At 59.6% G+C, this 14540-nt stretch carries 4 protein-coding genes; 1 reads left to right on the top strand and 3 read right to left on the bottom strand.

The window, feature by feature from the left end:
* Positions 1 to 34: 34 nt before the first annotated feature.
* Complete coding sequence (locus tag LDO13_RS04135) at positions 35 to 6460, bottom strand: DUF3320 domain-containing protein (protein WP_224048800.1); 6426 nt, start codon at positions 6458 to 6460, stop codon at positions 35 to 37.
* A gap of 452 nt (positions 6461 to 6912) precedes the next feature.
* Here LDO13_RS04135 and LDO13_RS04130 point away from each other — a divergent pair, with 452 nt between their 5' ends.
* On the top strand, positions 6913 to 8754 hold the full coding sequence (locus LDO13_RS04130; protein WP_224048799.1) for a DUF262 domain-containing protein: 1842 nt from the start codon (positions 6913 to 6915) through the stop codon (positions 8752 to 8754).
* 172 nt (positions 8755 to 8926) lie between these two features.
* On the opposite strand, the gene brxL is transcribed toward LDO13_RS04130, so the two are convergent.
* Positions 8927 to 11068 (bottom strand): BREX system Lon protease-like protein BrxL, encoded by a 2142-nt coding sequence (gene brxL / locus LDO13_RS04125; RefSeq protein ID WP_224048798.1) that lies wholly within the window; start codon positions 11066 to 11068, stop codon positions 8927 to 8929.
* A complete protein-coding gene (pglX, locus tag LDO13_RS04120) occupies positions 11068 to 14538 on the bottom strand; it encodes a BREX-1 system adenine-specific DNA-methyltransferase PglX (RefSeq protein ID WP_224048797.1) in 3471 nt (1156 codons plus the stop codon). The genes brxL and pglX overlap by 1 nt, the downstream gene beginning before the upstream one ends.
* Positions 14539 to 14540 lie beyond the last annotated feature (2 nt).

The raw sequence follows: 14540 nt of genomic DNA, 5'->3' as shown, positions 1-14540 counted from the left end.
TGGAAGAACTTGTAGAGCGAACTACCCCCACGTATCAGCCCGTCAGGTGCACCACATCACTGCGCAGCTCAAGTCGCTCGGTGTCCACGCCATACTGGAGGCCTTCATTGAGCCGCGCGGTGATTCCGGCAGTCCTGCGCTTTCCGCCAAAGAGTCGGATCGTCTCTCGGTGCAGCTCGCTGACTGAGATTCCGCCGGACAGCCGGACAATTTCCACCATCGCATTGCGAAGCTCCACCACGCTGATGTGTTCGGGCTTCCGATCGGCGTCTTGCCCGTTGGTCCGGAACTCAGACCATTCCTCCCGGTCAATGGACGCGTGCCAGATAAAGCCGTCATCATCGCAGCGGTGCATTGACGTATCCAGGACATCCAGCACAGAATTCGCGCGTTGGGCGTTCACCTTATTCAGGCTGAAGGCGGCACAAGTTAGTTTGGCCAGCCGCTCCTGATGGATCGGCCCCTCGGCCTCCACGATGGCGCGGATCGCCTCCCGGACGGAAGCAGCCGACCGACGCGACGGCAGGCTGTCCAATACATCAATACTGCCGAACCGCCGGACTGTCCAAGGCTCATACGCAGGACGTTCCGGTTGGACGACGTCCGTCGCGATCCTGGAGCCGCCCACCTGCGCCGCCAGCAACGGCGCAGGATCTGCCCCAAGAACATGGCTGTGGACACCGCTCGTGGTGGCCGTCGGCAAGGCGACAGCTGGCACACCGCCCGGAAGTTCAACAACGGCGATGGCCGGCGTCGAACTGGGCAGAACTGAACCCGCCTCAGCGAACGCCTTCTCCAACTTGTCCAACACTGCTTCGCGATCGCTGATCCAAGCTGGCAGCCACACTCGCTGAACCGAAGGCCAGCGCATCATGCGGGTAAGCACATCCCCCGGAAGCCCGTCCCGGTCCCCCGCAGTCCGCCGTGCGGCCCAGGCCGGGCTATCCAGCAGGATGGCCATGAACGGCCGGTCCGGCCTATCCAAGGAAGCCATACTGATGTCGACCTTGAAGTCGGACAGCCCGACGTCGGTGGCGACGGCGTACCCGCGGTCCCGGAGCGCGTCGGCGATCTCCTCACGGTGAAGGTCCACCGCGATGGTGCGGCGCCCGTCGTAGGGTAGTGCGCCGGTTCCGTGTTCGGCAAGATCGAGGTACGAGCGCAAGTGCTTGATCCCCACGGAGCTCGTCTCCTCGGCCCGCAGCTCGGACGGACTGAAGCTGGAGAAGACAATGACCTGCCGCCGCGCACGAGTTACAGCCACGTTGAGCCGCCGTTCGCCACCGGCCCGGTTCAACGGGCCAAAGTTCAGCGGCAGGTAGCCCTTGTCATTCTTGCTGAAGCCCGTTGAGAAGAGGATGACGTCCCGCTCGTCACCCTGGACGTTTTCGAGGTTCTTCACAAAGAGACCTTCAGGGTCTTCGTCCAAGGCCTTGATAATGCGAGGGTCTTCTGTGTCTCGCAGAAGGCTTTCGATCAGGGCCCGCTGTTGTAGGTTGAACGTCACCACTCCCACGGAGGGCGACTCTGTGCCGACGTCGAACCGCCGCAGCACTTCCGCCACGACTGCCTTCGCCTCGATGGGGTTGGTCCGCAGCACCTTCGACGTTCCGGACCGATGGAACTGGCCTTCCACGCGCACGAAGTTCACGCCGTGACCCCGCAGTCCGGGGTCCGGGGCTCCGTGGGAGGGACTGGGGAAGGACGACAGCTTGCTCTCGTAGTACTGCTGGTTGCTGAACGCGATGAGCGATTCATCCTGGCTGCGGTAGTGCCACGACAGCCACTGCCGCGGCACGCGCGCCTCGACACATTCGGACAGGATGGACTCCATGTCCTCGACGGCGGCGACTTCGTTCTCTGCATCGTCGAGGGAATCGCTGGACGATTCCGCAAACGACGTCGGTGGCATCTGCTTGCTGTCGCCCACGACCACCACCGAGGCGCCGCGGCCCATTGCACCGACAGCGTCTGCCACCCGGATCTGCGACGCCTCATCGAACACCACAATGTCGAAGAGGTCGGCTCGTGCCGGGAAGAAACGTGCGACGGAGTCCGGGCTCACCAGCGTGCAGGGCATGATCTGGGTGATGAGGTCGGCGTAGCTTTCCATCAGCTTGCGGACGGTAAGGCCGCCGCGTTGCCTGGTCAGCTGTCGTTGCAGCTCCCCCATCCGTCCGGACGTCGACGTCGTCGAAACCCGCCGTGAACTCACGACGCCGGCGGCAAGGTTGCGCTTTAGGAGTTCGCGAACCAGCGCGGCTCGGGTGCTGAACCGGTCGATTGTTCGCTCGTGTGCTTGGGCGTCAAAATCCTGCAGCCCGGTCGCCAGGCTGCGTTCTGCCAGGGAGCTTTCGGCCAGTCCGCGTTCGAAAGCCGTTGCGGCGTCATCCGCGTCAAGTTCGCCGTCCAAAATTGCCGCCCGCACTCCGTGCAAGCCCACGGCTCGCAACGGTTCCGCATGGCGCAGCAGTTCCAGCCACCGCTCCAGGGTGCGGGACCCTGTGGCGTCGAGGCCGCGGGCGGCTCGTGTGCTGGCCCAGACATCCAGGAATCCGTTGCCTCCCGTCCAGCGGTTGAGCTCGGATTCGTCAACAGCCGGAAGTTCCGTCAAGGCTTCCCACGCTGCAGCGAGCTCGTAGAGCCACGCGATCACGTTCTCGTGGACGGGCTGGCCGCTGTCGAGGAAGGTGCGCAGCGCAGCTTGGAAGGGGACTGAGTTGTCGCCGGCGTTGGGTTGGACGGCTTGCGCGGCCCAGCGCAGCCACCCGAGCCGGTGCTCCAGCGCTTGCTGGCCGGCCTCGGTCAATGGATTCCAGCCCTGAGGAACTGCCATACCGGGAACGGCCTGGGCTTCGGTCTGAAGTCCGCGGATTTGCTGCTGCGCGGCAACCAGGTTCTGCAACAGCGGCACCAGCTCCTTTGGCCGGACATTTGATCCGGGGTGCACCACGGTGTTAAGTTCCGCGACCACTGCCAGCATCCGCTTCTTTCGTCCGAAGAATCCGCTAGCCGCCGCTTGCTCCGCGCGGCCGAGGATGTCTTGGAGTGAAAGATCCATGGCCTCCGGTCCAACTTTTTCCAGACCGGGGTGGTTCACGGCTGCGAAGGCAGAGACCAGCTGCTCCAAGTGCTGAGCTCCAGCGGACCACTGTCCAGACCTAACGACGTCGAGGGTTTCCACGGGTACGCTGCGGTCCTCGAGGAGCGCAGCAAAGATGCGGAGTTCGGAAGGAGACGTGGCCGACGAAACGACGCCGGTTAGCCCCTCGACGGAACGAACGACGTCGAGCGCCGCGTCGATGCGCTGTCCGGCGCCGGTCAGTTGATCTTTTGCGTCAGCGCTGGCGGCGGACTCGACGAACCGCCAGGGGTGATTCGTGGAAGGACGTGCCCGGTCGGTGTACTCGGGCAGCTCCCGCAGCACTGCACGGACGGGCTCAAGGACGGTCTCATTCGCGGAAGCCGTGAACTCCACAGTCAGTGGGAGCGCCGAATTATCTGTATCGAACGTCAAAGCTTTGGTCCGGGCGCTGTACAGGGAGAGCTGAGCGCCGTTTTCCTCGTGGAGACGGCTGGCATAGCGGATGAGACCGCGGCGCGCGGAGGCGAGGTCGGTCGAGGCGGTGTCGAGCTGCTGGGCGTCGGAATCCAGACGCAGCTCCAACGCGTGCTTGATTTGGGCACGGACGGCAGCAGGTTTACTCCCCTTGTCGTGCAGATCAAGTGAGAACGGGCCCATGCCCACCTCTTCGAGGCGCTTCTGCACGACGTCCAGGGCGGCGCGCTTTTCGGCTACGAACAAGACACGCTTACCCTCAACGATCGCGCGGGTGAGCAGGTTAGTGATGGTCTGGGACTTGCCGGTGCCGGGCGGTCCTTCGAGCACGAAGGTCTGGCCAGCTACCGCCGATGCGACAGCCTGCAGCTGCGACGAGTCGGCCGGGATGGGGCACTGTGCAGACAGAGCATCGAGGTCCGCCTCCTCTGCCGCCTTTATCGGGTCGTTGAAAACCTCCGTCGGGCTGCTGATGAGGTGGTCCACGAGGCGGTTTTTGGCGAACTGCTCCCAGCTTTCGTCCAGGTCTTTCCATAGCCGGAACTTTGCGAACTGCAGCATGGACAGGTCCACCGTGTTCTCCACCCGGAAAGCCAGCCCCTTGGCAGAGACAGCTTCCCTGACTGCCTTGAAAGCAGCGTCCAAGTCGATGCCGGAACCGTCTTCCGCCGGCTCCGCCAGACCGGGAATTCGAAGCCCATGGCTCTGGGCAAGCTTTTCCAGCAGGCAGTAGTTGGGCGTTGACTGCCCAGCCTCGTCCAGCGTGACCCGGTACAGCCCATTCTTTCCGGCCGAGGCGAGGTTGACGGGGACGAGCACCAGCGGCGAGCGGAGGGTACGGCCATCGAGTTCCCACAGGAGGCTGCCGAGGGCCAGATACAGGTTATTGGCGCCGGTTTCCTCTGTCTGGGTCTTGGCCTTGTAGGCCAGCCCGCGCATTTTGGAGTTGTAAGCCTCCTCGGAGACCTCCGCGTAGACGGCCTTCTTTGCGCTGAGCATGCCAATCAGTTCGTCCTGCGGGAGATCGCGGCCGAAGCGGATGCCTCGTTCCTGGTTGACGGCGCTGATCTGGTTGGACGGAATCAGGCTGATGGATGTGCCATTGTTGACGAGATCTTCGAACGGGCCAATCCATGTGCTTGGAACTGCCAGGGGAAATCGTGCCGTGTCCGTGAAGTTGATCAGCCTGTTTCTGAGGCTGAGATCCAGCAATGCGTTCTTCCACTGCGTGACTCGCGCAGGAACATCTGACGCGGTCCCATCATGCCGGGCGCCCTTGCCTTGTTTCTCAGGAACAACGGGGGCAACTTTGGGCTGCGGGACGTAGTTGGTGACTACGTTCTCGCCGGACTCACTAGTGGTCCGAGCTGGCAAGGGGTGGATGCCATCAAAGCGGGCCCGCCGGATGTCGGTAACCGCTTGAATCTTCTCTTGTCCCGCTTCGATGTAATCGGACTCAGGGCTGCTGCGTAGCGACGCTGGCGTGATGAGCTGACGGCCGGTCAGCATAGTGGTTTCAATGAGGCCGATGAAACCACGCTGAACAAGGCTGATGAGTTCGGGCACATCGTCGGAAGCTGCCGTTGAAAGCGATGTGTCCTCCCGCCAGTACCCAAGGAAGGCGTGCCCGTTCACGAGCCACAGGAGCGGGGCGATGCCGCAGAACTCCAGCGCGGCCGCCATGACAATCGTCGTATCGAGGCAGGTTCCGAGGCGGTCTTCCAGAACTTGCGCAGGGGTGCGGATCTGTTGGCCCTGAACGCCCCAACTGGCGGGTGGCATGCTGTAGCGGATGTCGCGCTTGCTTGCCGCCTGGGCAAGCGCGAAGACAATTTCGTCCACCCGCTCGGCGCTGTCCATGTAGCCGTCGAGGCTGCTGCGGCCAGTAGCTTTCTCCAGAAGGTCGGCGGCCTCGGAGACCAGCTTGGAAATGGCCGGGTGATGCGGCTGCACGAAGGCAGCCAAGAACTCGTACGAAACCAGACCTCTGCCGGCTATCCATAGCTGGGCCGGGAGGAGCTGAAGGCGCGCTTCGGCCTTGCCCAGTTCCTTTGCCGCCGGCCCGGCCGCAAAGGACTCGATCGTGACAACCACTCTGCCAGGCTGCTTGTCGGAAAGCTCATACATCGTGGCCGCGGAGACGTGCACGTCAACATCGTCCAAGACGATTGCCTGCCCAGCCGCAAGGTCAACGTACTGCTGAAAGTCCTCTGAGATCCTGCCCGTGCTGGCAAACACCTCCACGCGGACCACAGCACCGCGGATCTCCGTGCCCGGGTTCGTGATCTTGATCTGACGCACGAACTTGAAGCCGTTGTGCACCATGGAATAACTGAGCGACTCGGCTGCGGTAATCTCCACGGTGACGGGGTGTTGCTTCACCGGGTGGTGGGGCGCGCGGTTCGGGTCTGTAAGCTCTTCTGCTGCGTTCCCACTGCCAGTATCCGGCACATCGATGGCGTCATCTGCAGCGTCGCGCGTCTTGTATTCATCGAGCAGGGCGGTCAGCGCTTGTGCGGCGCCTTTCAGCTCCAGGTGCTTGGCGAGACGGCCAACCGTATCCAGAGCGCGAAACGTGTCGGCGTCATCGAAAGTCTCGTTGTGGGCCCAAAGGTTACGGGTCTGGCGAAGCTCGGAGGTGTAGCTCCGGGCGTCGTGGCTAAGGTTGAAGGGGTAACCTAGCGTTCCCAGGGACTCGGTCATGACGCGCAGCTGCACGCTGAGATCCGTGGGCGAATATGTCATCGGCGGTCTGCCAGCGCTAGCGTCCTTGTGCTCCAGAAGCTTCGGCCAGGAAATGCCAGGCGCAGCAACTTCCAGAACTGAAGCAATGTAGGAACGAAGGCCGGCTGCCAAGGTATCCAGAGCACGGCCAACGTACTCGCGGTTAGAAAGCCCCATTGTGTTTCCCCCATCTGCGGCATTTGAGCCACCATCAATTCAACTCAGAGTAATGCGTGAACGGGGGTCTCCCAACCGTAACTTCGTCATTCAATTAAGTCTCGCATCACAACCGCCACTCATTTTCCTGCAGCGCCTTGCCGACGCTCTTCAACTTGGGTCAAGGTCTGCCGGCTGCCGCAGTTCCGGAGACTGAATCAGGTGCCATGTTCACCCTGGTCTAAGAGCCGCACAAATAAACAGAAACACCTTAGAGAATCTTTGGGGTCAGGTGTCCAACGGGCATGGGAGCCTGCTTGGATCTGCCCCACGGTGTGTTGCTCACCGTACGCGCTGCCGGCTGATAGATTCACGGAGCTGGCGGTCTAAGCGTCTTTGCCCGGACAACGCGGAAACACAGTCGCCCCTGAACGGACCCCGAGTCTCGGCCCACTCTCCGGAGGTAATACGCAGTGAAGAAGATCGACGGTATCGCCAAGTCTGTGAACGACATTCTTAAAGGCAACCGCTACTCAATCGACTACTACCAGCGCGAGTACAAGTGGGAACCGAAACAGCTAAAGGAACTTGTAAACGACCTGACTGGAAAGTTTTCCGAGGCCTGGGATCCAACGCACGAACGGAGTCAGGTCGAGAAGTATCCGTACTACTTCCTTGGATCCATCATCATCTCGGAGAAAGATTCAGTCCCGTTTATCGTTGACGGCCAGCAGCGACTTACGAGTTTGACCCTCCTCCTGACTTTTTTGCGGCGACTGCAGGGAGAACGGCACGACCAGGTATTGATCGACGATTTACTCATGGTCGAGAAGTACGGAAAGAAGTCGTTCAACCTCGACGTTGCAGACCGGGTTTCTTGCATGACCGCCCTCTTTGAAAGCGGAACATGCACCCCCGCCGAACATGCCTCCGAGTCTGTCCGAAATCTCGCTGCGCGCTACGACGAGCTCGACGATGTCTTCCCGGAGGAGCTCCGGGAAGACGCTCTACCGTTCTTCATAGATTGGCTGATCTACCGCGTTCAGATCGTTCAGATAACCGCCTACACGGACGACGACGCTTACACCATCTTTGAGACCATGAATGATCGTGGACTCAAATTGACTCCCGCAGACATGCTGAAGGGCTACCTTCTGGCCAACATCAGTGACGGCCCGCTGAGAGCAGGGGCCAATGACCAGTGGCGCCACCGGATGCTCGAGCTGGGCGACTTGGATCGAGACGGGGACTCCGACTTCCTCAAGACTTGGCTTAGGAGCCAGTACGCACTTAAGATCCGCGAACGCAAGAAGGCGGCAAAGCCCGAGGACTGGGACCGGATTGGAACAGAGTTTCACAGGTGGCTTCGGGGCGAAGCCAAACGAGTAGGTCTGACCAAGTCAGCCGGGTTCTACGATTTCATTTCGACCGACCTTGACTTCTACAGCCGGCAATATATTCGCGTGGTCAACGCGGCGACTTGGAAACAGACTGCGCCTGGCTTGGAGTTCATCGGCTACAACGCCGATCGCGGATTCACCCTGCAGCATCAGCTTCTCCTCGCGCCACTCACGCCGGACGATTCAGACCACGTCGTAGACACCAAGCTTGAACTCGTCGGAAGATATCTCGACATTCTGCTGGCATGGAGGACCTGGAACTCTCGGAGCATCGCTTACTCCACAATGTCCTATGCAATGTTCGTAATCATGAGAGATATCCGCCAATTGAGCGTCAGCGAGTTGGCAAAACGTCTACATGCCTCGCTGCTCGCGGAATCAGAGACATTCGAGAGTAATGACCACCTTCGCCTGCATCAGCAGAACCGTTTCCAGGTACACAGGTTGCTGGCGCGTATTACAGACTACGTTTCATTGCAGTCCGGCGAAGCTCCCAAATACCGCGAGCTGACTAATGCAACAAAGGTGCGATACGAGGTCGAACACATCTGGGCCGACCATGCAGAGCGGCACACGGAAGAGTTCGCCCACGCACATGACTTCGGGGAGCATCGAAACCTTATCGGTGATCTGCTGCTGCTCCCCAAGTCCTTCAACGCCAGCTACAACGACGACGAGTATGAGAAAAAGCTTCCCCACTACCTCTCGCAAAACATCCTGGCGCGATCGCTTCATAGCCAGGGATATGAGAAGAGCCCAGGCTTTATGCAGTTCGTGAAGAAGACAAATCTCCCCTTCAAGCCCTACACGTCTTTCAAGAAGAAGGACGTAATAGAGCGGGGCCATTTGTACCGCGAAATAGCCCAGAAAATTTGGGATCCGGCAGATCTGCTCTCCGTCGCGAACCTCGTCTAAACGGGGTGGTATCAACGAGAGGCCTCGGCTCCAGTCTCGAACACACTGCGGACTCCCTTATGGTTCTCTTTTCCAATCTGTCGCGCCACCTCCCGTCCCTCGTAATTCACAATCCGGTCGGCCCGAGCACTGAGTTAGGGCCGGCTCGGACACCGCGGGCTGCGCAGTATGCCTAAGAGGTGCGCTGGTAGATCACATTAAACGATTTAACCCTGCGGAACTCTTGAACACTTTGACCAAGGTAGAGCTGCTTCTCCGACTTCTCGAACATGTCCAGCCCACGTCCAAGCGAAATGTCCCATCCGGTATCAGTCCTCACCCAACGGTCGTGTAGCTCCGCCGGTTCCAAGAGCTGCACGTCCATCTTTATCCCGGCAGCCTCGACCGATCCCTTGATCTGCACGAGGTCTCCAAGCTGTCTCTGTGCATACCCCGGGTCGTCATCTTGCACTGTCTTCACTAAGAGATTCACTTCATCACCCGGTTGGATCAGTCGCGCCCAAGTGGCGATGAAGTCGACCAGGTTGCGCATTTGGTGCGGGGTGCGAAGATACGGATCTTCCAAGACGACACTCGTCGCCCCGGCCAGATAGGGGCCGAATATCCTCTCGTAGCTCGCCCCAGTTTGGCCGTTTTGGAAAGTTAGAGTCTGCCCCAACGGTTGCGACGACGGCCGCGGGGCAACCGTCGCAGCTTCGTCTTCAGATGGGGCATGGGACGTCGACGGACCACCGCCGTTATCTGTCCCACCTCCGCCTTGCTGCGTGTTGCCACCGTCGGATTCCGGCTGGCCGCCTAGCCGGTTGTAAATACTGGGGTACCGAAGTTCCTCGGCCGTAGCGACGCCTTGCCACTCGCCCTCGAGCGTCTCGTAGCCGAACTTCACCGCCGACATGGTTTTATCGATTCGGAGGATCTGGTCCTTGACTCGTTTCCTTCCCTCAATTGCCAGGCGCAGTATCTCTTCGATCTCCTCTACGCTGGCATCACCGTGCGGGTACAAGATTTTCATGAGTCCCGAGAATGTCTTATGTATACCGTCGCGGTCTCGAGTAGAAATGTCCGCCGAGAGCGTGAAGAACTCCGTGTAGCGGTCGGAGTAGTCGTGGGCCCGCTGGGATTTCAGGATCTCAGCGATGTAATCGACTACGAACCCGTATCCGGCGGAGAACATCTCACCACGGATGATGTCCACTTCCCAGCCGGGGATGTAGTGGTGCAATCGATCGAGGAAAGCAGCATCGTGGTACGACGGCGGCAGCTCGTCGAAGAGGTCCGAGTGCTTCAGCATATGGGGAACCGTGTGCTGAGTGTTGCCCACAAAGACCATTGAAGCCTCTGCACCGAGTGTCTCCACGCCCCGCGAGAACGTCTTGTTCGCCATGTAGTTCTTCATAATGTCGACCAGAGCTTTGTCCGACTTCTTTGTCTTGCCTGCAAACTCGTCGAATGCCACGGCGTCCCAGTAGCCGACGAGTCCCAGCCGCCCGTTGGCGTTGTTCACGAAAAGCTTCGGGACCGTGATTTCTCCACCGGAGATCAGCATCCCGTGCGGCGAGAACTCCGAATAGATGTGGGATTTGCCGGTGCCTTTGGGACCCAGCTCGACCAGGTTGAAGTTGCGTTCGCAGTAAGGAATGAGCCGAATCAGCTGGATGAGTTTGGCGCGGCGGTCGAACATCTCCGGATTGAACCCGATCGACTGGATCAGCAAGTCAATCCACTCGTTGGTGGTGAACTCAGCCCGGTTCGACAAATAGGCGTCCAGGTCAAAACTGGAGAGCTGGATCGGCTTGAGGGAGGCAAGGATCCACGGGCTCTGGCCTTTGTCGGGCGAGTGCTCGTACTCGACGTCTGCCAAGCACCATACTCCGCTGACCAGCAGCTTGGGGTGCTGCTTTACCGTCCCCGCGTCGACAAGCACCTTGCTCAGTTTCAGGTTCGAGAAGCTGGCTTCATAGACATCGTCCTTGTCGTTAAGCGTCACGCTGATCTTGTCGATGACTTTGTGGCGTCCACGTTCGCGGATGGTCGAGCGCACGAGCTCGGATTCGTTGCGGTGCACGTAGTGGTCGGCGAGGATCCTTCGCACGGATACGATACCGCCCTGGATCTGTGCCTCGTCATCTGTGGCACAGTACTGTCCAAGCAGATATTCCAAGACGTATGAGGGCACAATCGCGTTGCCTTTGACCGTTTTGACGAGGTCTTTACGCACCACAGAGCCCGCAAAGACGCTGTTAATCTTTTGATCGAGCGACACAGTGGTATGCCCCTTTCCCTGGTTCGTATCGAGGACGGTCTCAGCATCCATCAGAACCCCGTGAACTTGTTGTGTAGCGCCGTCCCGAATTTGGAGTAGTTGGCCTTGACCCCGTCGTCCAGGTCTATGTCGATCTGTTCCGTCGCCAGCGGGTACAGCACGCTCTGCTCCCACGCCTCCAGCTCCAGCAGCATCTTCCCGATCTGCTCCGATTCCTTCCGCGCAGCCGTCTGCTCCTTCGCCGTCGACAACGTCGACACCCCCGTCTGGTCCAGGTTGGACCGGCGTGCCCGCAGCTTCGCCTGGAACTCGTGCAGGTAATCGTTCAGCACCACGCTCACCGTGTCGGGCCGGTATCTGTGCATGTAGATCAGCGCGTTGAAGGAGCCCTTCGGCGAGGAGAACATCCAGTAGATCGGACGCTTCTTGTACCGCTGCACGTGGTCCTTGTAGAAGTCCTGCACAAAGTACTTCCGGATGTCCTTGCCCAGTGCATCTTCGACGGACCGAAGGTTCTCCTCGAAATGCTCCTCACCGAAGGAGGCCTTCAGGAACTCGCGGAACCGCTCGACGATGTCGTCATCAAACCAACCGTCCGACAGCACCGGAAGCACGTTGTCCTCATCCGGCATAAACGAGGGCGACGGCACCCTCGCTAGATACTCTGCCAACGAGTCACCATGATCTGCCAACACCAGACCGGGCGCGTCCAGACTGAATCGTCCGAACATACAACCGACCGCGTATGAGACGAAACTGTTGATCGCATCCCGTCCCAGAAGTCGATAGCCGTCGGATTGATCGACACCTCCGCCGAAACGGTATGCAGGGTTGCACGTAAGCGTTACGTCCGCTGGTTCGATCTCGGCGTTGATGGTCGATGAGAGTCCGTAGGCTTCCAAGACGGCGGCGTTGTTGCGGGTCTCAAGATCGGATACTTCCTCAACTCTCCTTTGCCATGATTCAGTCACGGCTGAAACCGACTCACTGATGCTCTTGAAATGGCCCGCCGCCAAGAGAACGCTCCCTTCGAACCCAGGCGAGTTTTCGCTCTCATCCCAGTCTTGGCGTGCTAATTCCACCAAACGCTCTAGGTCTGGGTCTCGCCTCGGGGTGCCAGCATTCTTGAGTGGAAAAGCGGCGATCTGTCCCACCCCGTAATGAAGTGACGTGCATAGTATGTCTGTGAACCGCTCAGCCACAGCGGAATTCAAGATCCCGGCAATACGGAGGGACTGCAGGTCATCGTAAATCATTGGCCCTGAGTCTGTAGGAATGGCACCGCTAGGAACAACTCGAACGGCGAGTTTGTTACTCGAAACATCATTCCACGAAAGACCGGCACGAAAGTATTCTCCTTCGTTCCTTATTGCAGCAAGCGGCTTTCCCGATACGTCTCGACGGCTGCGCAACTCATTACCATTGTTTTCCCAATTGATCACAAACTCATTATTTCCATACCACTTACGATACGCCCCGCCTTTAGTGATGGAAAACCATTTGCTCCCCGAATGCGAAGCGAGCTTGGCCTTCGAGACTTCCCAGAAGTATCGGTAGTAGGCGTCAGTTCCGCTGCAGCTCAATCCCTTCTTCGCTCGGGCGCCAATCATTTCGCTTCCATTGAATGCCTCTGCCACCTGCGGCGAAACCCAATATGCCACTGGCGACCCGGGGATCTTAGCGAGGGCCGAAAAGCTCGTCCGATATAGAAATTCTTTGTCAATTCCACGACAAACATTCAGTAGCATTTCGGATTTATGAGTCTCGTTTGAGCCGCCCGTCAACCGAATGAAAGACCCAACCCGGTCCGCTGTTGCTCCCCTGACTAAGGTGAACGCTGCGGTTGCAACGACTTCACCACCGATGCTGTCGAATGCCCTTGTGCCGAAATGCGCCAGGGAGTGCACGCCACTATTTGCAGAAACCCGTGATCTGAGATTGGTGTAGGTTGTGAGAAATAGCCAGCCTTGCATCGTTATCATGGAAACGGCACCGAAGCGCAAGCAGGTATTCAAACAACGTTCGATGAACATTGCGAAGAGGTCTGCCTTCGAGTCCGGGTACTCCCGCTTGGCGAACTCCGCGAGCTTTGACCCCATATTGCCGGATCCCATGTAGGGCGGGTTGGCGACGACCACGTGGTACCGGGTCGAGAGATACTCCGACTGGCGGAGCACGGTCCGGGCCCGGTCCAGAACCTCCCCGGCGAACAGTGTTTCGGCTTCCCCGAGCGACTCGACATGGGCAGCAAGGGGTGCGATGAGCTCCTGGTTCGGGCGGATCAACGACCCGAACGTGTCCGCGTCCTCAAACGCCTGCCAAAACGCGACCTCCGCGTGCTTGTCTCCGCCCCGGGTCACGAGCATCTCCAGCTCATCAGCGGTGAACCGGACCGGCTCCAGCACGCAGATATTCGGTGCCGTGCCCTTCCCCGGATTCAGGAACGACTTCTGCTGCGCCCTGGCCTTCATCACCAGCGCGAACGCCGCCAACGCACCGGCCCTTGGATCAATCTCCGCCCCAAACAAATTGTGCTTCAGAATCAGGCCCGGGATGTCCGAGGGCGCGTAGCCGGCCTCCTCATACATCAGGAACAACAGATCAAACGCATACGTGAGCATGTGCCCGGACCCGCACGCCGGATCCAGGACCTTCAACTCCTCCGGACCAGTAATCTTCAGGAAGTCCGTCTCCGGCTCCACCGGAGCAATGTAATACTCCATCCGCGACGCCAGATCCGAGGCCGGGTTGTTCAGCAGCCACAGCCGCCCCAGCGAGTTCTCCACCAGATACTTCACAATCCAGTGCGGGGTAAACAACTGCGTCGCCGCCGGGATCTCCACCGCCGTCGCCTTCTTGTTCTTCTTAAACCCCGCGAAGACCTCGTCCTTCCGCGCGGCAATATAGAACTGGTACAGCCAACCGATCACCTCAACATCCGAGCAGACCTCAGGCGTCAGCGTCCGCAGTATCCGGGCCACAATCGACCGGTCCGAGAGCAGGTCATCCGGAACCAGCAGCTCCGTGAAATCCCCCGTCCGCTCAAACATGAACGGCATCGGCCCCGCCCAGTGATTGCAATACGCCGCCAGCAGAAGCTTAAACGCCTCCCCCTGAGCATCCCCGGACACCACAGAACCCGACAATAAACCAATTACCCGGTCCCGGACCTTCTCCCCCACCACCTCAACATCAATATGGCCGGCCTTCGCGTCCGCCAACACCTCCGGCTGCCCCGCCACAGCACCCCCCGCAGGGGACACCACGCCCACACCCGTATAACCATTCACGTCCATAAACCGCAACGCGACCAAACGGTTAAACCACGTATACGCCACCTGATCGACCACAACATCACGGCCCGAGCGCGCAACCACACTCTCAAGACGCCGGACCGCCTCAGGAAACTCCACCCGCTCCACCGACCCAGGCAACAACACCCCAGCCAACCGGGCCCCAACAACACCCACCAACTCAACCCGAACACCCGCAGCAAACCCACGCAACAACGACAAATCCATGT

The sequence above is a fragment of the Arthrobacter sp. NicSoilB4 genome (assembly GCF_019977335.1).
Lineage (GTDB): Bacteria > Actinomycetota > Actinomycetes > Actinomycetales > Micrococcaceae > Arthrobacter.
This window is presented reverse-complemented; position numbering and strand designations above follow the sequence as displayed.